22 protein-coding genes are annotated in these 23,917 nt (G+C 27.2%); 17 read left to right on the top strand and 5 right to left on the bottom strand.

Annotated features, from left to right (window positions below):
• Nucleotides 1-70: 70 nt before the first annotated feature.
• Complete coding sequence (locus tag NNC19_RS02815) at nt 71-3,652, top strand: glycosyl hydrolase (RefSeq protein WP_310937086.1); 3,582 nt, start codon at nt 71-73, stop codon at nt 3,650-3,652.
• 80 nt (nt 3,653-3,732) lie between these two features.
• On the opposite strand, the gene NNC19_RS02810 is transcribed toward NNC19_RS02815, so the two are convergent.
• Nucleotides 3,733-5,097 carry a [Fe-Fe] hydrogenase large subunit C-terminal domain-containing protein gene (locus NNC19_RS02810; RefSeq protein WP_310937085.1) on the bottom strand — a complete coding sequence of 455 codons (1,365 nt, stop codon included), beginning with the start codon at nt 5,095-5,097 and terminating at the stop codon, nt 3,733-3,735.
• Between the two features lie 254 nt (nt 5,098-5,351).
• Between NNC19_RS02810 and NNC19_RS02805 the strand changes: the two genes are divergently transcribed.
• Both NNC19_RS02805 and NNC19_RS02800 read left to right on the top strand, forming a co-directional pair.
• Nucleotides 5,352-6,056, top strand: coding sequence for a peptidase MA family metallohydrolase (locus tag NNC19_RS02805; protein WP_310937084.1), 705 nt, complete (start codon nt 5,352-5,354; stop codon nt 6,054-6,056).
• Between the two features lie 78 nt (nt 6,057-6,134).
• Entirely contained in the window at nt 6,135-8,051 is a 1,917-nt protein-coding gene (locus NNC19_RS02800; protein ID WP_310937083.1) for a hypothetical protein, read from the top strand.
• A 42-nt stretch (nt 8,052-8,093) separates the two neighbouring features.
• On the opposite strand, the gene NNC19_RS02795 is transcribed toward NNC19_RS02800, so the two are convergent.
• Both NNC19_RS02795 and NNC19_RS02790 read right to left on the bottom strand, forming a co-directional pair.
• Nucleotides 8,094-9,458, bottom strand: a complete 1,365-nt coding sequence (locus tag NNC19_RS02795; RefSeq protein WP_310937082.1) for a DUF5808 domain-containing protein — start codon at nt 9,456-9,458, stop codon at nt 8,094-8,096.
• Entirely contained in the window at nt 9,455-9,853 is a 399-nt protein-coding gene (locus NNC19_RS02790; RefSeq protein WP_310937081.1) for a GntR family transcriptional regulator, read from the bottom strand. Before NNC19_RS02790 ends, NNC19_RS02795 begins: the two co-directional genes overlap by 4 nt.
• A gap of 316 nt (nt 9,854-10,169) precedes the next feature.
• Between NNC19_RS02790 and NNC19_RS02785 the strand changes: the two genes are divergently transcribed.
• The 7 genes from NNC19_RS02785 to NNC19_RS02755 all read left to right on the top strand — a co-directional run bounded on the left by NNC19_RS02785 (nt 10,170) and on the right by NNC19_RS02755 (nt 16,014).
• Nucleotides 10,170-11,189 (top strand): hypothetical protein, encoded by a 1,020-nt coding sequence (locus NNC19_RS02785; RefSeq protein ID WP_310937080.1) that lies wholly within the window; start codon nt 10,170-10,172, stop codon nt 11,187-11,189.
• Nucleotides 11,190-11,315: 126 nt separating this feature from the next.
• On the top strand, nt 11,316-12,566 hold the full coding sequence (gene pgaC / locus NNC19_RS02780) for a poly-beta-1,6-N-acetyl-D-glucosamine synthase (RefSeq protein ID WP_310937079.1): 1,251 nt from the start codon (nt 11,316-11,318) through the stop codon (nt 12,564-12,566).
• Nucleotides 12,566-13,033 (top strand): hypothetical protein, encoded by a 468-nt coding sequence (locus tag NNC19_RS02775; RefSeq protein WP_310937078.1) that lies wholly within the window; start codon nt 12,566-12,568, stop codon nt 13,031-13,033. Before pgaC ends, NNC19_RS02775 begins: the two co-directional genes overlap by 1 nt.
• A gap of 1 nt (nt 13,034) precedes the next feature.
• Complete coding sequence (locus NNC19_RS02770; protein WP_310937077.1) at nt 13,035-13,904, top strand: polysaccharide deacetylase family protein; 870 nt, start codon at nt 13,035-13,037, stop codon at nt 13,902-13,904.
• 155 nt (nt 13,905-14,059) lie between these two features.
• Complete coding sequence (locus tag NNC19_RS02765) at nt 14,060-14,329, top strand: hypothetical protein (RefSeq protein WP_310937076.1); 270 nt, start codon at nt 14,060-14,062, stop codon at nt 14,327-14,329.
• A 163-nt stretch (nt 14,330-14,492) separates the two neighbouring features.
• Entirely contained in the window at nt 14,493-14,687 is a 195-nt protein-coding gene (locus NNC19_RS02760) for a hypothetical protein (RefSeq protein ID WP_310937075.1), read from the top strand.
• A 175-nt stretch (nt 14,688-14,862) separates the two neighbouring features.
• Nucleotides 14,863-16,014 carry an SEC-C metal-binding domain-containing protein gene (locus tag NNC19_RS02755; protein ID WP_310937074.1) on the top strand — a complete coding sequence of 384 codons (1,152 nt, stop codon included), beginning with the start codon at nt 14,863-14,865 and terminating at the stop codon, nt 16,012-16,014.
• Between the two features lie 58 nt (nt 16,015-16,072).
• Here the strand turns inward: NNC19_RS02755 and NNC19_RS02750 are convergent, their stop codons facing one another.
• The gene (locus NNC19_RS02750; protein ID WP_310937220.1) at nt 16,073-16,588 is read right to left on the bottom strand and encodes a GNAT family N-acetyltransferase; all 516 of its coding nucleotides are present in this window, start codon (nt 16,586-16,588) and stop codon (nt 16,073-16,075) included.
• Between the two features lie 152 nt (nt 16,589-16,740).
• Here NNC19_RS02750 and NNC19_RS02745 point away from each other — a divergent pair, with 152 nt between their 5' ends.
• Nucleotides 16,741-17,394: a class I SAM-dependent methyltransferase gene (locus NNC19_RS02745; protein ID WP_310937073.1), complete on the top strand. Its 654-nt coding sequence runs from the start codon at nt 16,741-16,743 to the stop codon at nt 17,392-17,394.
• Between the two features lie 13 nt (nt 17,395-17,407).
• On the opposite strand, the gene NNC19_RS02740 is transcribed toward NNC19_RS02745, so the two are convergent.
• Nucleotides 17,408-17,833, bottom strand: coding sequence for a hypothetical protein (locus tag NNC19_RS02740; protein ID WP_310937072.1), 426 nt, complete (start codon nt 17,831-17,833; stop codon nt 17,408-17,410).
• 320 nt (nt 17,834-18,153) lie between these two features.
• On the opposite strand from NNC19_RS02740, the gene NNC19_RS02735 reads away from it, so the two are divergent.
• The 6 genes from NNC19_RS02735 to NNC19_RS02710 all read left to right on the top strand — a co-directional run bounded on the left by NNC19_RS02735 (nt 18,154) and on the right by NNC19_RS02710 (nt 23,811).
• Nucleotides 18,154-18,504, top strand: coding sequence for a hypothetical protein (locus tag NNC19_RS02735; RefSeq protein ID WP_310937071.1), 351 nt, complete (start codon nt 18,154-18,156; stop codon nt 18,502-18,504).
• A gap of 114 nt (nt 18,505-18,618) precedes the next feature.
• On the top strand, nt 18,619-18,873 hold the full coding sequence (locus tag NNC19_RS02730; RefSeq protein ID WP_310937070.1) for a DUF1653 domain-containing protein: 255 nt from the start codon (nt 18,619-18,621) through the stop codon (nt 18,871-18,873).
• Nucleotides 18,874-18,978: 105 nt separating this feature from the next.
• Nucleotides 18,979-20,745, top strand: a complete 1,767-nt coding sequence (locus tag NNC19_RS02725) for a M3 family oligoendopeptidase (RefSeq protein ID WP_310937069.1) — start codon at nt 18,979-18,981, stop codon at nt 20,743-20,745.
• A 172-nt stretch (nt 20,746-20,917) separates the two neighbouring features.
• A complete protein-coding gene (locus NNC19_RS02720; RefSeq protein ID WP_310937068.1) occupies nt 20,918-21,586 on the top strand; it encodes a hypothetical protein in 669 nt (222 codons plus the stop codon).
• A 103-nt stretch (nt 21,587-21,689) separates the two neighbouring features.
• Entirely contained in the window at nt 21,690-22,727 is a 1,038-nt protein-coding gene (locus NNC19_RS02715; protein WP_310937067.1) for a M42 family metallopeptidase, read from the top strand.
• A 232-nt stretch (nt 22,728-22,959) separates the two neighbouring features.
• Complete coding sequence (locus NNC19_RS02710; protein ID WP_310937066.1) at nt 22,960-23,811, top strand: methyl-accepting chemotaxis protein; 852 nt, start codon at nt 22,960-22,962, stop codon at nt 23,809-23,811.
• The last annotated feature ends 106 nt before the right edge of the window (nt 23,812-23,917 follow it).

Raw genomic sequence — 23,917 nt, 5'->3', positions numbered from 1 at the left:
CCATTGAAAAAAGCGTATTTTCAAATATAATCAAGGGGAGAATTGGAGGAAAATGAAAGGGGGAACTTTTGTGAATTTAAAACAAAAAGGTAAAATGTCAATATTTATGGCATGTACTATGGCTCTAAGTTTAGTACCAAATTCAATAATTGCTAGTGCAAGTACTGATGAAAATATTATTTATGAAAATGATTTTGAAAATGGAAAAGTACCTGATGAAGTTTCAGGTGTAATTACAAAAGATGATGTTTCTGTTGTATCTATCAATAATGGTAATAGTGCATTAAAATTCAAATCTAAGTTTGATGGTACTGATAGATGGGAAAGCAACAAACATGAACTTGCTTTTTACAAGGATTATAAAAATAAGATATCAAAAGGTGCAACTTTACAGTTTGATATTTTGATACCTACAGATAAAAAAGAGTATAATGGACAAATTAAATATATTGGAGGATTAGGAATTCATGATACCTCAAGTGATAATTGGGGATGGGTTGGTACAAGTTATGGGGATATATACTCTAATGATTTTGTTGATTTAGGTAATGGATATTCTTCTAAAAGTGTAAAAGTAACTCTTAATGACAATGTAAACGTTGATTTATTTAAAGTAGATTTACAAATAGTATCATATAATTGTAACTATGATGGTGATATTTATATTGATAATTTGAAGTTTGTAGATAAATCTAGTCAAAATTCAGGAAAGAGTATATTAGAATGGAATTTTGAAAATGCAGATAAAGGTGTTGATGGTTGGAAGTATGAAGGGAACTGGGATTATCAAGGCAAAACTGATGTATCATATGATAATGATACTATTTCTACTGGTGCATTAAAGGTGTCACTTGATTATTCAAAAGATTCTACTTCTTCATGGAGTGAAGTAAAACTTGGTAATTATTTTAATACCTCATTTGATTTTACTGGATGCAACGCTTTAAGTTATGATTTATATTATGACCCTGATTCTATGTCTCAAGGATCTTTTATGACAAAACTTTTCATTAAGGATGCAGTTGAATCGAATTCTAATATAGATTTTGATGATTCAGAGGATGCAGGTAATGGATTAAGAAAAGTAACAGTTAAAGTTAGATTTGATTCTAAAAGTATAAATATAGGCGGATTAAGCCTAGGATTAGTTGGAGCAAAAACAGATTATAAAGGCGATGTTTACATTGATAACATAAAGTTTTTGAAAGAAGATGTGAAAGATATATATGTTGATAAAGCTACAGATATAAATCAAAATTATACTAAGGTTGATTTAAATTCTTTAAGTGTTCAAAATCAAATAAGTTTAGTAGATTCTCAAGCTACTGATACAACAGCATCATTGTATTCTTACTTATTTGCTTTAGGGAAAACAGATAAAGTGTTATATGGACATCAAAATGATACAACAACTAAGGCTGTTTTGAAAAATAGTGGAACAAATTCTGATACTAAAGATATTACAGGATCACTTCCAGGGGTTTGTGGAATTGATGCACTCTCATTTACAGGTGCAGAATTATCATTACCAACAGGTGATACTAGAGATTATGTAACAGCTACAGCTGATGTAAGTAATGATGCAGCTAAAGAGGGAGCAATAGTAACACTTTCAGCTCACATGCCAAATTTTGCCGAAGTAGTTAAGAAGAATAAGATTAATGGTAAATATGATTATTCAGGATATACTCCAAATGTTACAACTGGAGATGTTGTTTCAAGAGTAATGCCTGGTGGTGATTTAAATGAAGCATTTACTGGATATTTAGATATGATTGCTAGTTATGGTAATCAATTAGCTGAAAAAGATGTTTCTGTTTTATTTAGACCTTTCCATGAAAATAACGGAAGTTGGTTTTGGTGGGGGGCAAATTTCTGTGATGCAGAAGCTTATAAAAATTTATATAGATATACAGTAGAGTATTTACGTGATACAAAAGGAATTCATAATTTCTTGTATGTATATTCTCCTAATGGACCTTTTAATGAGAAAGATGATTATTTAGCTCGTTATCCAGGAGATGAATTTATTGATGTAATGGCTTTTGATATGTATCATGATAATCCAAAATCAGGTATTGATCCATGGTTTGATAGTTTTAAATCTACTATAAATTTAATTGATGGAATAGCAAAAGAACATAACAAGATTCCAACAGTCTCAGAAACAGGTGTTAGAGTTACAGAATCATCTGATTATGAAGTTAAGAATTGTGGGCTTCCTTCCACAGGAAACCTAAGAAAAGATTGGTTTAATGAAATAAATAATATAGTTAGCACATCTGATATGCCTTACTTTATGGTATGGGCAAATTTTGATGGACAGTCAAATTTCTTTTCACCATACATGGTAAGTACTACTCGTGGACATGAAATGATTAATGATTTCATTGATTTTTATAATGATGAAAAGTCTGTTTTTGCAAATGGAGTTGGAGATTATAAATCATTAAAAGTAAATAAAGGAGATTCATATTCATATGGATATATAACTTCTCCTGCACCTGGTAGCAGAATAATTAAACCAACAACTATTGAAGCAAAGGTTAAAAATCCAAATGGAAATGTAACTTTTAAGATTAAAAACAGTTCAGGAGATGTTGTTTCAATTATTGATGGAATAGAAAATGGTAATTTATATAAAGGTGATATCACTCAAGAAATATTAGATAAAATAGGTAAAAGGCTAGGTAGCATAGAACTTTTTATTGGAGATGAATCTAAAGGGAAAATTTCAGCATTATTTAATTTACAAGAAAAAGAAGAATCGTCTTCAGTAGTTGATGATTTTGAAGGTTATGGTGATGAAGATTTACTTCTTCAAAAAGAATGGAAAACTAATGTTGGAGCTGGTTGCTCAGTTATACCTAAGGTTACAAAAGATGGTGCTGGGAACCATGAGTTAGAGTTTAATTATAAGATTTCTACTGAAAAAGTTTCAGAAGGTTGGGCTGGTATAACTAAAGAGAAAAAAGCTGATTGGTCTAATTATAATTCATTACAATTCTGGTGTACTCCAGACGGCAAAGGACAAAAATTAGTTATTCAAATTACATCTAATGGAGAAGATTTTGAAGTGTATCTACCAGAATTTACAGAGACAACAGAAGAAAAGCTTATGACCATACCATTTAGTGAATTTAAAGGAAAGAATGGTGGCACTCTTGATTTGAATAATATAGAAAAAGTTGGTATTTGGTGTAATACTATTCCTAAAACTTCTGATGGCAGTTGGAATGTAGAATCTAAGATGTATTTTGATGATTTAAAAGCTGTTTATGTATTTAGTGACTCAGAAAAAGCACAGTTAATTAAAGATACAACAGATTTAATACAAAATGCAGCTAATCAAAAGAATGATGATTATTTAAATAAAGCTCAAGAAATATTAAATAAACTACCAGCTTCTTCAGAAAAAGATGCTTTACAAAATAGATTAAGTAATGTTAAATCAGATCTTGAAAATATCAATAAAGAACAAAGTAAACAAGCATTAGTTAAAGAAGCTTCAGAAGCTGTTGAAAAAGCATCTTTAGGTAATAGTAAGGAGGATATAAATCTAGCTCAGAAAGCTATTGATAAGCTAGCAGATGAATCTGAAAAGGCAGCTCTTCAAAATAGGCTAGATACTATAAAAGATAGAATAAAGTAACATGAAATATTAGTTAAAACAACTTAGTGTAAAAATAATCCCCTTAAGGTTCATAATTGGGGACCTTAAGAGGATTATTACTATTTAAATTCTTTTTCGAATTTTCTTTCAAATATAGAAACTTTTTCTTCATCTTCGAAGTCTTTTAAAGATGTAATTCCTATCTTTTCTAAAACATCATCGAGAGATTTACTATGTAGAGCAACTTTAATAGGGGAATCATAGGCAAACGTATCTGCTGCTTTTCTTCCTTCTTCTGGAGAAATCATCTTCTTAGGTCCACCAACACATCCACCAGGGCATCCCATTCCTTCAATAAAGTTAGCATCAATCTTTCCCTCCATAGCACTATTAAGCATTTCTTTACATTCTTTAATTCCATTTGCTTGAACTGCTTTAAAATATTTGTGCTTTTCCGGATAGAGTTCTTCTATAATTTCTGAAATAGCAATAGAAACACCACCAGTTCTTGCATAAAGACGACCGCCTTTAGAAGCATATTCCTTTGTAGGAATTCCTTTAAGTTCACTTGGTTTGATATCTAATGCTTTAAAAATTTCATTAAGTTCTTGGAATGTTAAAACAAAATCTATAATCCCTATTAAATCTTTTTCTTTAGCTTCTGCTTTTTTTGCAATACATGGTCCTATAAATACAACCTTAGCATCTTTATTTAATTTTTTTATAACTCTACCAGCTGCAATCATAGGAGAGACAGATGGTGATAAATCCTTAACTAATTCATGATATACTTTTCTAAGCATTCCAACCCACATAGGGCAACAGCAAGATGTTATCATTAAATCGTTGGGACCATTAACGTGTTTATTAAATTCAACAGCTTCCTTAACACTTAACATATCAGCAGCAAATGCAACTTCAATCATATCAGTAAAGCCAAGTTTTATTAAAGCAGCACGAAGTTGATCCATAGTAACATCTTCCCCAAATTGTCCCATTATTGCAGGAGCAACAGCTGCTATTACAGTTTTATTTTCTTTAATTAAGTTTACTATAGGTATATATTCAACTTTGTCTACAATTTTCCCATGATCACAAGCATCTACACATATACCGCAATTTGTGCAAATTTCATCATCTATAACAGTAGAGTTTTTCTCTGGATCAAAATATATTGCATCAAAAGGGCAAGATCTTTCACAACTATGTTTTTTATCTTCTCCAGTTGAACAGCCTAAATTACATGACTCTAATTTTTCTACTATTCTTTTATTTACAGAGTATTCAGTTATAGCCTTTTTTAAATTATAGATATAATTGTTATCAAATTCAATATTTACACCACATAATGATGTGATTATTTTGAAGGTTTCTTGTGGTGATATTTCATGGCATACCATAATGCGTGTTAAGGTTTCATCAAAAGTTCCTTCATAATAAGATTTAACTAATGTATCAAAAAGTTCAACATGCTTATTATTCATTAATTTCCCTCCATTTGTTTGTCATAAATATAGTATGCATATATTTTAGAAAAATATATTAACTTTTTGATTTTAAATTTAATTTTTTTAGTTTTATAAGGATTTAAATTATAATAAGAGTCATCTATATAAATGAAAATTTTATTCAAAATAGGATTATATGGGAGTATAATTAATTATATGTAAGCATGTTTGTAATTCATGGCTTATGGTAAGATGATATTCTAAAATTTAAGGAGATAAAATAGAAGAACATGGATAAAAATAGTAATTTAGATTTAATTAAAGAGACAGAACACTTTATAATTTCCTACACCAAAATGGATAAGCCTTGCATAGATAAAGTTTTAAAAAGATTGGAAGATAATTATATAAGCATTACTAGAAAATTTAAAGAACAACTTGAAAACAAACAAAATATTGAAATTTATTATAAGAATGAGGAACTTCATAATGCATTGAAATTGTCAAATGCACCAAATTGGATAAGAGGTGGAGTAAGGGAAAATATCATAGTTATAACTTCACCTTTAAATCCGCCTCCAGGCTCTAATTTTGATAATGTATTAAATACAGCTATTCATGAATTTATTCATATAATAATAAATAAAATTAATAAGTTTACACCAAGATGGCTAAACGAAGGTATAGCTAGCTATGAAGGTAAAGATAATAATGAAATATGGATAAAAGAAACTGTGAAAAATGGATTGATTAATGGAAAAGTCCCTACATTTGAAGATTTAGATACTGGCAATGATTTTGAAAAGTTCTTTGCTTTTAATGGATATCAGTATTCATATACAATAGTAGAATATATTATTGAAGAATTTGGTTATAATAAACTTCATGATTTAATAAAATTCCCTAAAAAGTATATAGATATCTTCGGAATAAATGAAAAAGAATTACAAAATAATTGGTTGAAATATATTAATAACAACTATTTAACAGTATAATACGTATTATTTAATGGTATTTTATTGTAAATAATGGTATAATTAATTATATATTATTTAAGAAATGGGGGAAGAATTATGGGAAAAATTCAAAATTTATTTGAAAATAAAGATGATACAGAAAATAAAATATCAGATTCACAAGACAATGAAACTATGGAATGGTTTGATGAAAATGGTAAGAAACAGGTGATGACTAAATTTCAATGGAAAAATGAAATATTACCAAATCTATTAAATGAGCATTGGAATGATGCCAATTATTTATATAATGACATAATGCATTCAATAGAAGATGGCTTTCAAAATGAAGTTAAAGCTGCAGCTGAGCATTTAAAAGAGATTGATGAAATAAAGGAACGTGGGTATACCATTCTAGCTATTACTTATATGAAATGTAATTTATATGATGAAGCTAGAAAAGTTTTAAACGATTACATATATCAATTTGGAAAAACAGGTATTATACTTACAAACTTAGCTAAAGTTTATTATGCAAAAAATGATAAGAGATATTTAGATACCCTTTGGGAAGCTCTAAATTTGGATCCTAATCAAAGTAATGGAGTTCTTTGGTATGCTACTACATTTAGAGATAGTGAAGGTACAGAGGGATATATTAATGCTTTGAATAAAATTTCTGTTATAGAAGGAAGTTGGTTTCCACAAATACTTATAGCTAAAGAACATTTAACTAAAAGAAATTGGGATCAAGCTAAAAAAATATATGAGTCAATTTTAGAAAATTATAAAGATAAAGATGAAGTATTAATAACTATATCTGGAGATTTAGGACAAGCAGGCTATATTGAAGAAATGATCAAAATAATTTCTCCAATATATGAATTAGGTAAATATACACCAGGAACAGGATTAAATCTTTTACAAGCATATTTTCAAACTAAAGACTTCGAAAAAGGACAAGTTCTCATTAAAGACTTAATGAAGGTTCCAGATCCTGGTCTTCGTGATTATCTTATTCATATGTCAAATGAATTTGATAAGATGAGAGCAATAAAAGAAGTTAAGGCCCATGATGGTGATGTAAAAGTTAATCTTATTGTTTTAGATAGTCCAATTTGGTATTATCAATTAAATGATCCTGAATGGTTAATAAGAAAAAAAGAAACTGTAGAAAAAATAGGATTAATTCCTTATGTTGATCTAACTAAAAAAGAGAATGGTGAGCATGAAGTTCAAGCTGAAGATGGTATTGGCACCTTAACTAGAACCATTCCTTTATATATTGGTGAAAGAATTTCGTTTTCTACAAATTATGATGAAAACTTTGTAATACCATTTGCAGAGAATTTTGGGCCAATAGTTACAAATAAAGAATATAATCAAGAAGCATTGAAAGAAATTAGTAAAAAAATTGGTTGTGATAGATTAATTACAGGTAGTTTAACATTAAAAAACACTACTTTAATAGTCAGAAATTATATTTATGACACAAAAACAGATTCAATAGAAACTATCATTTATGATTTAGATGAAGAATGTTTTGGTGAAGATCTTAATGATATGGTGAAAGATGTTGTTATAGATCATTTAGGGAATACATCAGATGAGGCAAGTTATTATGAACATCCAAGTAATGAAGAAATTCCTGCATATATAAGTGCATTAGGACAACAATTAACACAAACATTTATTGCTAATAGATATTTAAAGAGAGAGGCTTTGTGGGGGGAGAAGGACATATTAAGTTGGTATTTTAATATGGCTCTAAAAAATCCTAAAAGTGAAGTAGCAAAAATTATGATTGCATCTGGAGTAACTAAAAGCAAAGAATATGGTTCAAATTTATACTTAGAAATTAAGGAACAAGTTGTTGGTATATTTGAAACACATAAAGAAGAAAAATATGCTAAAAGATTGCTACCATTAATCTATAAGGTTTATGAAATGAATGATGAATTTGAAGCGATTAAAGAAAAACTTCTTAGTGAAGAAAATGATGAAAAGTTTATTAAATGGATAAATAATCTTTAGAGAAAAGAAGCTTGTAAACCTGCCTACAAGCTTCTTTTAATATTAGTTCATATTTAAGTATGATTTTAATTCAGTATAGTATGAATTAGTTTCTTCATCATTGTTTCCGTTAAAAAATACATATTTATCTGAAAGTTTAATTAAGATTATTCTATCTAATTTTTTATGAACATAAACCTTTGATTTTCCATATCCTTTTACAGTGTAGTTACCTAAAGATATAGATCCAGTTTCTGCTCCATTAGTTTTATTTCCTCCAGGAAAAGATGAGATTATTGAGATGTCTTCCACATCTTCTTTATTAAAATCACTTCCATACAAAGGAGCTTCAATCTTTATGTTTTTATCATTTAGTAAAATGTTAAAATTCACATTAATAAGTTTAATTTTTAGGAAAAATATAGGCAGTAAAGTAATTAGTATAAAAATAGCCAAACCATATGATATAATTTTAGCTTTAGGATGTCCCATATTCATAGTCATTCCAAGACCTATACGTTTTTCAACCATTAAATTTGAATCATTTGGATTATTATAGAACATAATGCCCCAATATTCATCATCATCAGCATATATAACATTATCTATAGCCATGAGCAATTTATTTTGTGTATCTCGTATTTTTGTATAACCTAAAAATATGGGGATTACAGTTAATATAATTACCATGAAAGATATTACATAAGTGTACGAAAACATAAATGATACTAGAAATATGAAAAAGCTTTCAATGGTAGAAGTTAAAACCAAAACTATTGACCAAGTCCTTCTATAAACTAAATTACAAGCCAAATTAATATTTGTATCATTGCTATATACCTTTGTTTTTTCAGCAGAAAGGAGTTTGTATATAATAAGTAATATTAGCAATGTAACCAATGAAGATAATCCTAAAACAAGCCTTTCAACTGAACGATCATCTTTTATATTAATTCCACATAGAATCAATCCTAAAGTAATGGCAAAAGCTGGGATGAACCATAATATAGAGATTGGCATCTTGTTTTTCAATTTAGAAACTTCTGTATCTACAGATATAGTATGTTTTTTTTCTAAAAACCAATTATTATTTGCCTTTAAAGTACGAAGTTTTGTTATATATTTTTTTAACAGAAAATAGTTTAGAATAAGTTCAAAAAAAAGCCAAATACAAAAATATGATTCTGTTATATTTTCAGGATTTATAATTAAACTTGGAATATATATAGATATACTTATTAAAAAACATATTTTATTACTCTTTTTAAATTCTTGAACTATCTTCAATACTTCATCATTATCAAGTTCTGAAATAGGGAGTGTTGTGCTTAATATAACATTCTTATTAGGTTTTGTAATAGTAACATTAGTAAAATAAAATATAACTGATATAAAAATAATAATTCCAAAAAAATAAATACCTATCATAAATCTCCTCCAATTAGATCAAATCCATTCATACTATCAAAAATATCAGAACACATCTTTAAAAAATCTTTCTTTTCTACACCTTTAATTGTTGATTCAGCTATTATAAGTAACAATTCACTTTCTAATTTTTCTTTAAATTCTCTTGTTAGATCTAAAGCAGGACTTACCTTGGCACCATGTCTACGATCAATTTCAATGTAGCCTTCTGTTTTCAAGATATTATAGGCTTTATTTACAGTCATGTTATTCACACCTATATCTTGTGCCATTTGTCTAACAGTAGGTAACCCTTCTCCAACTTTAAGTTTACCAAGGCCAATCCCCATAACTATCTCATTTCTTAGTTGAACATATATAGGAATTGAACTTGACATATCTAATGTTATTATCATAAATAAATTTCCTTTCTTTAGCAATATTTGTATTACACATTATGATACAAACAATACAAAAAGTCAATAGAGTTATTAAGAATTATCATTTCTTTACGATATATAATATTAAAAGGTATATAACAAATAAAATTCCCTTATTAAGTAAAGATTTAAATATATCTAGAAAAACATAGAGAAATTTGATACAATAAGATGTATTGGCGTGAAAAATGTAAAATGAATATTTGAAGTCAAATATTCATCTAAATATTTCTAAAAATTAACATTTGAGAGGAGGAGTATATTTATATAACACTAAATAGGAGGAGAAAATATGCTAAAAAAAGGAAAAGGGTATTTAGAAATAGGATTAGTATGTATTCTTATACTTCTATCTTTCATGAAAATTCTGAATATTTATAAAGAAAGATTAAATAGGATAGAGGAAAATCCTCCAAATATAAGTGGGAAAATGGTATATCATACATATTCTAATTATAACGATGGTGATAGCCAATTATATGTATTTGATTTTGAAAAAAAAGAAAATATCTGTATAAGCGATAAATTTAAAGGCGTTTTTAATGCTATGAATGGCAACTTTAGTAGTAATGGATCTGAAATAGTTTTTATGGCTCTAAAAGATAGAAAAGAAAAAGACGAATGGGATATTTTTATATATAATTTAGAGACAGAAAAATTAACTAATCTTACAAAAGGAAATGGGTTAAGTGATGAAGATCCTAAGTTTTCGCCTGATGGAAAGAAAATAATATTTAAACAAGGGCATTTAGACGAAGCTGAAAACAAAGTAGATTTTAATCTTGTAGAAATGAATCTTGAAACAGAAGAATTGAAGAATTTAACAGATGATATAGAAGAAGATTCTATGCCCTTTTATTCAGCTAATGGCGAATCGATTTACTACGCTCGAGCAACTGGAGATAAATCTTCAAAAATATGTAGTATTAATTTAGGTAATGAAAATGAAATTCGAAATATTTATGTAGAAAATGGGGTTTATTGCTATTATCCAACAATTTATAAAGACACACTTTATTTTTCAAAAGATTATTCCACGACTAATAAATCAGATGTTATTGTAAAAATGGATTTAAATACAAAAGAAATAACTATCCCAGATTTCAACAGTTCAGAGTATGACTGTTCAGATGCATATGCTATTTCAGAACAATATATTATTATTAGTAGTACGAAACCTGATGGAAAAGGTGGATATGATTTATATATTGCTGATGTAGAAACAGGTAAGTTATGGTCAATGAACCTATTTGGTCATGGAATAAATAATGAAAAGCATCAGTTAGGTGCATCGTATTATTCTAAAGATTAAAATAGGACAACCATAATAATACTCTAAAGTTGTCTATATAAATAGTATTTGTTAAAAATAATCACAATCATTATCTAGTATTAATCAATTTATATATTATTATTTAGTTATGGAGGGAACAGCAATATGGAATTGTTTAGTGGATTATCAAATTTTTTGCAGATAATAGGTGGATTTGTATTTTGGTATCCATATTTAATGTGTATTTTATGGGCTGCAGGAGCTTTAATTTTTGTATTTTATCGAGAAAAAGGGGAAGTTTTTCATTTTAATGATTATGATTGGCCTCCAATAAGTGTTTTGATTCCTTGCTATAATGAGGAAGATACAATTGAAGAAACTATAAAATATTTATCTCAACTTTCTTATCCTAACTATGAAATCATTGCAATTAATGATGGAAGTAGGGATAACACTGGAGAAATATTAAAAAAGATAGCACCTCAATATGAAAAATTAAGAGTTATTGATTGTCATGAAAATAAAGGGAAAGCTAACGCATTACATATGGCAGCACATGCTGCAAGAAATGAATACTTAATATGTGTTGATTCAGATGCTATTTTAGAAGATAATGCTCCATATTATATGGTTCAGCATTTCTTAAAGAATGGTGAAAGAGTAGGAGCTGTAACAGGTAATCCAAGAATACGTAATCGTGATACATTACTTAGTAGACTTCAGCTTGTAGAATATGCTTCAATTATTGGCTCTATAAAAAGAGCACAAAGAACTGTAGGAAAAGTTATTACAGTTTCTGGAGTTATAGTTGCTTTTCGTAAAAAAGCATTGGTTAGTGTAGGTCTATGGGATAGAGATATGATAACTGAAGATATAGCTATATCCTGGAAATTGCAAAAGAACTTTTGGGATATTCGTTATGAACCTCGTGCATTATGCTGGATGCTTGTGCCTGAAACTTTATCAGGATTGTGGCATCAGCGTGTTAGATGGGCACAAGGTGGTCAGGAAGTAATCCTTCGTCATTGGGATATTTTTAAAACTTGGAAACAAAGAAGATTATGGCCTATTTATATTGAGCAAGTAGTAAGTACTTTTTGGTCATTTGCATGGTTTTTTATGACTGTTTACTTCATTTTTACTGCAACTAGTTTTAGTAGTCTTTTAATTTGGCTTACATTTAGTTCATATTTACTTACTATGTTAAATTTTATTCAGCTATTCATTTCTATGAAAAATGATTCAGCATACGATAATATAATGAAATATTATATTTGGGCTGCATGGTATCCGTCAGTTTATTGGTTACTTAACGTATTTGTTGTAATAGCTGCTGTACCAAGAGCCATTAAAGCAACAATCAAAGGAGGATATGCAACATGGCAATCACCAGACCGAGGAGAAAGGAAAAGCTAATGAATAAAAATAGTGAAAAAGTTGTATTTACTAAAAATTTAAATGAATTTATAGTTAAGTCAAATCAAAGTATAGGACAAAAGCTTCTGGTTTATGGTATTAGTCTTATTATGTGGTTTCATATGTTTACAGTTTTTTATTTTTTTATAAGTGCTTTATTTGATTACAATGATAGTTTTATTGGTATTTTGAAAAGTTATTTCAAAATTACAAATAGTGATATTAGATATTTCATGGTAATTTCTGTAATATATTTCGTCTTCAGTTTCCTAATATTATTTTCTTGGAAAATGTATAACAAAAAGCGATATGGGTCACTAAATAGAAGAAAGGATCCTGGTCCAACAACAGAAAAAGAAATGCTTGATTTAGAACTCATTGATCCAGAAATTTATACTATACTTCAAGAAAATGATATTATCATATTTGAGGAAAATCCAGTAAAGGAATTATCAAGGAGGAAATAGGGTGAATAAAAAAATATTTAGTAAGATACTTATCATAATTATAGCTCTTTTATTAGTATTTAAAGTTGGCTCTCTTATTATAAAGGATAATAGCGCTCCATCAGAAAAATTTGATGAAATTCCTCAAAAGAATGTATGTGTTGGCCTAAGTTATCACTATATTAAAATAAAAAATCCGTGGAATTTATTCCTAGATAAAGTTACAAAAGTAGATGAAATAACTAAATACTCAATATATAAAGATGATTTTGAAAAACAAATTAATAAATTGATTGAAGAAAAAGCTTACTTTGCAACATTGGATGAAGTTAAAAAATTTAGACAAACTGGTGTATATCCAGACAAATGTGTTTGGATTTGCTTCGATGATGGGGAAGAATCTGTATATAAATATGCGTATCCTTTCTTAAAAGAAAAGAATATTCCATTCACTATGTTTATCATTGCTGGACAAGTTGGAAATAAAGATTTTAAAAATTTAACTTTATCCACTTGGGACGAATTGAGAGAAATGAGAGATAGTGGACTAGTGACATTTGGATCCCATACATATGACATGCATTATTTACAGGATAATAAAGCTAAATTTTTAAACAAAGATATGTTTAAAGAATTTGAAACAGATGTAAAACTAAGTAAAAAAACTCTTGAAGATGAACTAGGGATTAAAGTTACAACTATAGCTTATCCTTTTGGAAATGCATCTGATGATGTTGCTGCAATAGTTGAGAAATCTGGCTTTACTGATGGATTTATATTGGCGCCACAACCTTTAGCAAAAGATAACGATCCATTCTATCAGAATAGATATATGCTTAATAATGAAGATTTTTATAAAGCTATTGTACCATGGCTTGAAAAAAATAATTAATATATAAATAGAGTAGCTATCTTGAAATGCAATTTATATTTCAAGATAGCTATAATTATATAAAGAATATTTTTTTTAGTTTATTTATAGTATATTATATAGAATATATGGTTTAAATATATATTAATAAGATTAGTAAAGGGTAGTGAGATTTTATGGTAAATAAAGAATTGGAAATGAATGGATATATTATAACTTTTGATTACAAGGAAAACAAATGTAAAGTTAGAAGAAAAGATAATGTTACAATTGATATGAAAAGTAAAGAATTTCTTAGAGATTTAAATGATATAAAAAGAACAAAAGAATATGCTGAAAATTATAGATTAATGAATTTATATAACATTAATAAGACAAAAAGTAGTTTGTCAGAAAATACTAGTGATAGACTACTGGAGTTTACTAAAAGTTTGTTACATGAATAAATTACAAATTGATTATTTTTAATATTTATTTTATGACTATGGTTGGTAATTTTTCAGAATAATTATAATTGAAATAAGTATATTTTGAATGAATATATTTAAATATATTGAATATGTTTATTAACATAATAAACTATAATGTAAATAAAAGGATGGATATACTATGATTTTTGATTCTGTAGGTTTGTCTTTAAGAAAGATAAGAAAAAATAGACTTTTGAATGATAAGATTGAAATAAAAATAAATTATAATGAAAAAATTCTTTTTCTCAAATATGCCAAAACCTGTGGCTTAAATATAGATGATTTAATAAAAGGATTAGTCAGAGAGGAAATAGATAAATTTATAAAAGGATAAAAAGATAGATATTATTAACAGTTAAATATTTTTTTCCTTAATTTAACATTGACATTTTGCAAAAAAAATACATACTTATATAGTGGAAATATGATTTTTAAGGTGCTATTGATATAGCACCTTTATATATGTAAAATTTAACATATAGTATTTAGATTAGATAAGGAGAATTTTAATGCAAGATAAAAAATATTATTATGATGAACAAATTAAAAACTACTTTTATAAGTGGTATATAGATAGTTTTTTTAAAGTTAAGGGAAATTTAGAAGATACTAATTTAAAATCTTTATTATTAGTTAATACAAAACAAAAGTTAATTGAAATAGCTAAAAGAATAGAAATCAGAGGATATTCAAAACTAGGAAAAGAATCTTTAGTTATGTTGATTTCTGATAATATAAAAGCTAATTTACCATCACTATTAGGAGACTTAACATATAAAGAAATTAAGTTTTTACAAGCGCTTTGTAATGAAGACATTAATGAATATAAATTTAATATTGAAGAATTAAATCTTATTGGCGGACTAAATTCACTTGGTATTTTAGCAAAACTTTCTATAGACAATAATTTAAATTTAGTTATTGCTAAAGAGGCTAAAGAACCTTTAAAAGAAATTTTTTCAAATCAAGAATATATGGAAAGTTTAAAAGAACGTTCAAAGGGAATAGCTTATATAGATGGGCTAATGATTCATTATGGAATGGTTGATGGTAGTGAATTGTACAGGCTTATTTCAGAATCTAATAGCAGTTTTTTAAACAAAGCTGATTTAGATTTTTACCTAAATTACATATTCAGAAGTTATGAGGCTTTCCCAGATGCTAATGCTATAATACATCCATTTGTATTAGATCCTAAAAATATTTTTGCTGAAATAAATGTAAGACAAAATATAACTTATAGTTATGAAAACTCAGATTATTTTATTGCTTTAGGTGAAGGTTTAAAATTAAGTTTTTCTAAGGAAGCAAAGATATTAAGAGAAATTTTATTAAAGAATAATATTGAAGAAAAAAAAGTAGATCTCCTAATAATTGAACTAATATTTTATATAAAAAACGAAATTGGAACTTTATCTATAGTTAATTTGCTTGAGGATAGAGGTGTAGTATTTAATGATGAAACTAAGGAATCTAATGAGTTAGTTGCTGCAGTAGCTGAACTTTATAATACTACTGCAATTTGGACATTAAAAGGATTAACCCCAATAGAATTAGAGGAAAGAGGAAAAACAGTAGTATATAAAGAAAAGAAAACAGGAAGAAATGAGCCCTGTCCATGTGGCAGTGGGAAAAAGTATAAAAAATGTTGTGGAAAATAGTGTAAAATACATTAATAAAGACGTATTAAGATTTTAGTTAATACGTCTTTATTAAATTTTAAACATTGTAATAATCATTTCTAGTAATACTATAATATAATTCATTTACAATTTTATTATCCAGCAATTTAAGTTTAGTATCTTTATTAAATCTATAAATAAATCCACATTTTTCAACAACTCTTTTTGAATTCTTATTAAAGTTATAATGCCCACACCAAATAATATCTAAATGTAACTTTTCAAAGCCAAATTTTATAAGCAAGTTTACTGCTTCAGGTATATACTCATTCCCCCAATAAGCAGGATTTAATACATATCCTATTTCCCTTTGATTTAGATTTTTTTTATTTTCATCAGGAATTCTTTTATGTAAACCAATACTTCCAATAACCTTATTTTTATTTTTCAAAACAACTGCATAGCAATCTTTATTTTTTATAAACATATTAACAATTCTTTTACTATCATCTTCAGTTTTGTGAATAGGCCATCCTGCATTAGGTCCAACCCTTGGGTCTTTAGCGTATTCAAAGACATCTAAATAGTCACTTTCTTGCCAAGGTCTTAAAATTAATCTTTTTGTTTCTAATATTTCTATAATTTTTCCCTCCTTATAGTAGGGTATATATTTTTTATATTATAACATAGAAAATTTTATGCAACACTGTTTGGTAAACTGTGGTAAAATACTAATGCGATTAAATTATATGGGGGGAAATGTAAATGAATAACTCAGATAGTATTGCAGTAAAATTTGATAACATGGCTAGATTTCCTAAAAATGATGAATTAGGACTTTTTAAAAACTATGATAAAATATTAGAAGAAACAAGACGAAGAATAATAGAACATAATGGACAATACATACTTGATATAGGTTGTGGCACTGGGAACTTGTGTGGAGAATTAAATGAAACATATAGTATAATTGGGATGGATAAAAATTTAGAAATGTTAAAAAGAGCTAAAGAAAAATATCAACATATAAATTTTAAAATAGGAAACTTTTTGGACACTCCGTTTAAAGAAAATTTTTTTGATATTGTTGTATCCACATTTGTTTTCCATATTTTAAATGAAGAAGAAAAGAGAATAGCAATAAAAAATATGCTTAAGTATATTAAAGATAATGGAAAAATTATTATCGTAGACTATATGTTTCTTGATAGTAAAGAAAAGGATGAATATAAAAAAAACTTCAATTTAAATAAAAGAGAAGATTTATGGGACTTTATAAGTAGTAAGCATTATACAAATATTGAAGAATTAAAAAATCATATAGTTAAATTCAATTATAATATTATAATTCAACATATAGTAAATTTTACTTGGATTATAGAGATAACGAAAAGTAAAGGACTACTAGACAATTGCTAGCAGTCCTTTACTTTTAAGTTTTAATTTTGAATTCATGCTTACATCTTTTGCAAGTTACAATGATTTTCTTTTGCCCTCTAGGTAATCGTAATTTTTGACTGCAATTAGGACATTGAACAATCTTATACTTTCTTTTTTCATTAAAATAGTATTTAATTTGTTTGAAACCTTCAGGTATACTTTCTAATCCAATTCTTGGCATCATATTATAAGGAATTTGTTTACCGAACTTTCCTAGTAATTTATTTATAATAGTAATAAATTTGGTGAGCTCTGCTGATCTTTTGTACATGTTTTTTGAGAAAGCTCTAAAAATAACAATTATAATCAAAATAAAACTAACTATTCTTGGATATTTACCAAAGTTAAATAAAGTACTTAAAATTAATAAGAAAAATGAAAGTAAATCAAATCCATAAGAACCATAAAATATATTCATATCATCACCTCAAATCTATAAAGAATATTTTACCATACATTTATGAAAAGTATTAGTAAAAATATAAAAAAAGTAAAATAGCTTTATTCTAAAGTTATTTATTGAATTTAAATAAAATGCACTTAAAAGATATAAAAATATCAAAATTTAAAAAAATATTTTTTTAGTTTGTTATAGAAAAATTGAAATTGCTTCAGAAATAGTAAATTTACCAATAATGTGTATAAAGTCTCTAATAATGAGCATAATTTATATTGTAAGCAATGATGGTATTGTATTATTTTAGAATAATAATTTATAAAATAGAAGAAGGCGGTAAAATGAAATTTATAAAAGAGAATAGTATGTTGAAACTTATTACTTTTGGCTTAATATGGTCAGTTGGAGCTTGTATTTTAGCAATTGTTATTTCCGCTATAACTTTATTAAATTTTAAAGATGTGATTTTTATTGAAGGATTAGTTTTATTTGGCATAGGATTACTTTCTTCAATTAATGAAGAAGAATTATGTGGTTCTCTTAAGGGTACTGGGGGATTTAACTATCAATATATTAGTGGAGAATTACAAGCTAGGGAAAAGGAGAATAAGATAATTGTATTAAATTCTAGTTCAATTAATATGGATATGATAATTGGTGGTATAATAAGTATTCTTATGTTAATTTTATAAAATAAGAAGTATTGAAGAGGAGAATAAAAATATTCTTCTCTATTTTTTCTTTAAATACAATTTCAAAGTATATAATGATATAATTGAGTATATAACAAATTATGGAGGAAAAATATGAGGGACATAAGTAATAAAAAAGGAAAAATTTTTAGACATTTTAAAGGTGATTTATATTTACTTATTGATTTTGTTACACATTCAGAGACAAGAGAGAGTTTAGTTTTATATAAAGCCTTATATGGAGAGTGTGGATTGTTTGTTCGTCCATTAGAAATGTTTATAGAAGAAATTCCAAAAGATAAATTTAATCCAACTAATCAAAGATATCGATTTGAAGAATTTAATGTAAAAAGTTTGAATGTGAAATAAAATAACATTAAATTTCTTCTATGGTGACTAAAAACTTAATTCTACAATTTTAAGTTTTTGAAGTTTTACCAAAGCATATAATACATATATGAGTGGAGGTATGAAATGGAGTTAAATTGGAGTCTAAAAGAGATATATTCATCATTTAAAAGTGATGAGTTTAAAAATGATTTAGAGCAGCTGGATAAGATAATTGAAAATATTAATAAATGGGTTGAAAATGTAATTATCTGTGAAAAAGAAAATTTTCTTTGTTTAGAAGAATATATAATTAAGTTTTCAGATTTTGAAAATTTGCTATCAAAGCTTAATTCTTTTATAGAACTTAGTTTAAGTGTAAATACAAATGACAAAGAAGCATTAAAATATTCAGGAATTCTAGAAAAAAAATTAACTTTGGTAGTAGCAGCTTCAACAAAAATAAAAAACTGGATAAGTGAAATTAAAAATCTAGAGGATGAAATAAATAAATCTGAAATTCTTAAAGAACATGAATTTTTATTAAAAGAAATTACCCAAAAAAGTAAGTATTTATTAAATGATAGAGAAGAAACTATTATATCAAATATGAAAAATACTGGTTCAAAAGCTTGGCTCAAACTTAAAGATTCTTTGATTTCAAATTTGAAAGTTGAAATAGAACAAGATAATGAACTAAAGAAAGTACCACTAACGGTGGTATTAAATATGGCTTATAATGATAATAAAGATGTTCGTAAAAATGGGTATGAGGCTGAAATTAAGGCTTATAAAAAAATAGAAGAAAGTGTAGCTGCTGCACTTAATGGAATAAAGGGAGAGGTTATTACTGTTGCAGAATTAAGAGGATATAAAGACCCTTTAGATATGACCCTAAAAAATTCAAGAATGGATATAGATTCATTAACTGCAATGTTAGAAGCAATAAAAGAAAGTTTACCATATTTCAGAAAATACTTGAAAAGGAAGGCAGAAATGCTTGGTTACAAAAACGGATTACCTTTTTATGAAATGTATGCTCCTGTTTCTAGTGCAACTATGAAATTCACCTATGAAGAGGCAACAAAGTTTATAAATAAAAATTTTAAAACATTTAGTAGTAATCTAGCTAAATTTGCCCAAAAAGCTGTAGATAATTCTTGGATTGATGTTATGCCTAAAGATGGAAAAGTCGGAGGAGCATTTTGTGCTGGACTTCATTCATTAGGAGAAAGCAGAATACTTCTTAATTTTGGAGGAAACTTTGGAGATGTAGTTACACTAGCTCATGAACTTGGTCATGGATTTCATGGTGAATGCTTAAAAAATGAAAGTATATTAAATTCAGAATATCCTATGCCAATAGCGGAAACAGCTTCTAGTTTTTGTGAAACTATAATAAAAAAAGCAGCATTAAAGGAGGCAACTAAAGAAGAAGCCTTAACTATACTTGAAACTGAGATATCAGATTGTTGTCAAGTTGTCGTTGATATTTATTCAAGATTTCTTTTTGAAAAGTCAGTATTTGATAGGAGAAAAGAAAGTGCATTAACAGTAGCCGAAATTAAGGAACTTATGATAAAAGCACAAAACGAAGCGTATGGTGATGGTTTAGATCCTAATTATTTGCATCCATATATGTGGACTTGGAAACCTCATTACTATGATGCTGATTATAACTATTATAACTTTCCATATGCATTTGGTTTACTATTTGCAAAAGGCTTATATTCAGAATATTTAAGAAAAGGAGAAAATTTTCCTATTGAATATGAAAAAATTCTTTCTATTACAGGAAAAAATAATATATCAGATATAACTAAAGTTGTTGGAATTGATATTCATAACAAAGAGTTTTGGAAAAATTCTTTAAAGTTAGTTGAAGCTGATATTGATGAGTTTTTAAAATACTAAATTTGATTAAAAATAAAGGAATAATATCAGGAGCATTGTCCCTATTTTTATAGGACTATAGTCATTATCTGTATAAAATATGACTTTATATGACAAAAATATGTTATACTCTCTCATGTAAACAATTTTAATATAATATAAGAATTTTATATTGTTAATAGGGGGAAGTATTATGAACTTAAAAAAAATAATAGCAATGTTTAGTGTGACAATTTTAACAGCTGGATTAGTTTTAACTGGTTGTGGAGAAAAGATGAGCTCGCCGGAAGAAACTGCACAAGCATTTTATGATTTATATGTACTTGGAGATTCTAGCAAACTTGAAAAAATGGGAGTTGATAAAGCTGAATATGAATCAACTATTGAAGAAGAAAAGGCAGGTTTTAAAGCTGCAACAAGTTCAGTTTTTTCAAATTTTACACTTAGTGAAGATCAATTAAATAAAATAGTTGATGCAGAAATGGGTGCTCTTAAGAAATTAAAAGCAAAAATTGAAACAACATCCACTACAGAAGATACAGCTACAGTAAAAATGTCATCAACAAATGTTGATATATCATCAGCTTTTAATAAAGCACTTGAGGATGCAAGAACAGAAGTTACAGGAATGGATTTAAAAACTCAAGAAGAAGCTGATACTAAACTTGTTGAAATTTCTGTAAATAAAATAATTGAAAATTTAAATAAACTTGAGCCATCAACAGATACAAAGGAAGAAACATTTACATTTAAAAAGGAACAACTTACTGTTAGTGGGAAGTCAAAAGATTTTTGGATTCCAGAAGATATGACAAAGTTTGGAACTGATTTAGGGTCAATAATTACAGTACAAAATCAATAATAAATAAATAGTTATCTAGAATATAGTATATTCTGGATAACTATTTTTTTTTGTAGTAAAATATACTAAAGAGAATATTTTATTAATTTATTTGGAGGAAAATATGATTTTAGAAATAAATAAGGATTATGTTTTAATGACAGCAAAAGAAATATTAGAATTTGATAGTCCAACAGGCTTTTGCTATGATATTATGGATTTAATAAAGAAAAAAGCAGAAAGTTTTGGGTATCAATTTGAAGCAACTAGAAAAGGTTGTGGAATAATTACGGTTCCAGGAAGTTCCAATGAAAAAGTTATAGGATTAGCAGCCCATGTAGATACCCTAGGTGCAATGGTTAGATCTGTAACATCAGAAGGAACTTTAAAATTCACCTTACTTGGAGGACCAATTGTACCAAGCTTAGACTCAGAATATTGCAAAATCAGAACAAGAGATGGAAAAATCTATACAGGAACTTTTTTAAGTACAAGTCCATCCATTCATGTTTATGATGATTGCTTGTCTAAGAAGCGTGATTTGGATAATATGGAAGTCAGAATAGATGAAGTAGTTGCTTCCAAAGAGGATGTTAAAGCTTTAGGAATTTGTCCTGGTGATTTTATTTTTATAGATCCCAAAACAACTTTAACAGAAAGTGGATATTTAAAATCTAGATTTATTGATGATAAGGGTAGTGTTGCATGTCTATTAGGATTACTAGAACTTTTAAAAAGAAAAAAAATTACGCCAAGGCATACATTAAAAATATTAATATCTGTATATGAAGAAGTAGGCCATGGAGCATCATATATTCCTAATGATATAACAGAAATGATAGCAGTAGATATGGGATGTATCGGTTCAGATTTAAGTTGCACTGAACAAGAAGTTTCAATATGTGCAAAAGATTCTAATGGACCTTATGACTATAATATGGTAACAGATTTAATTAATCTTGCCAAAGAAAATGAAGTTAAATATGCAGTAGATATATATCCTCATTATGGTTCTGATGTTGGGGCCGCTTTAAGGGGTGGAAATAATATTCGTGGAGCGCTTATAGGACCTGGAGTACATGCATCTCATGGAATGGAAAGAACTCATTATGATGGTTTAGAAAATACAATTAAGCTATTGTATCTTTACATAACAAGATAGAAGAAAAAGTGATTATATACTGTTTTTTTATATCTTTAACTAATTTAACAATGATTTGTAAAATTAGTTTAGTAAAATTAAAGAGTTTATAAATAAAAAAGGACTGATGAAAGTTATTTTTTTGAAATATAACTTAATTTTCTTAAAGATTACAGAAAAAAATTTCTTGCTTATTGTTGAACGGTGTTATAATAAAATCATAAAATTTAAACAATACTGGTAGGAGGATAATATGGAATATAAAGAGTATTTTAATGAGAATTTAAAAGATGAAGAAATTCTAAGAGCTTTTTCTATTGTTTTACCGTATTTAAAAAATCTTACTAGAGATGATACTGCATATGGTCTATCCGATATGAAGAAATATATTTACTATGAACCAGCTAAAGGGTTTGATTTACATTTAAATTATGGTGACGATGTAGTTGAGATGGTAAAACAGTGTTTAAACAGTGGTAAGAATCAAATGGGTAATTTACCTGCAAGTGTATTAGGTACAGAAATGATTATTAAAGTATTACCAATAAAAAATTCAAAAGGTCAGATTATAGGAACAATCAGTAATGGTATTGATGTTGAAGATACTAATCGTTTAGTGGCAAATATTGATGAAATATCTAAATCAGTAACACAAGTAACTATTGGAATTAACGAATTAGCTAATTCTGCTACAGAACTTGCAAAAACTGGGCAAGGTACAATGGAAAGTGCCGAATTAACAATGGTAAATTCAAAAAAGACAGCTGAAGCATTGGAAATTATTAAGAATATTGCTGACCAAACAAACCTTTTAGGGTTAAATGCAGCTATTGAATCATCAAGGGCAGGCGAAGGTGGAAAAGGTTTTAATGTAGTATCAAGTGAAATTAGAAAACTTGCAAGCAGAAGTAAAGAAGCTACTAAAAGTATAAAAAATATAGTTGAAAATATGAATGAATCTGTAAATGAGATAAATTATAAAATTAGTGAATCTGCAGCAGTAAGTGAAGAGCAAGCAGCAACCATTCAAGAAATAAGTGCAACTATTGAAACTATTAATGAAAATTTAAAAAAATTAGCTGAATTCAGCAAAAATTTTATATAATTTTTAATATTTTATATTTTTATAAAAAATACAAAATGTTCAAGGCATCATAAGATGTCTTTTTTATATGTCAATTTATTTTAAAACCTTATAAAAAAATTATATA

This window comes from Clostridium sp. SHJSY1 (assembly GCF_031626875.1).
Lineage (GTDB): Bacteria > Bacillota > Clostridia > Clostridiales > Clostridiaceae > Clostridium.
This window is presented reverse-complemented; position numbering and strand designations above follow the sequence as displayed.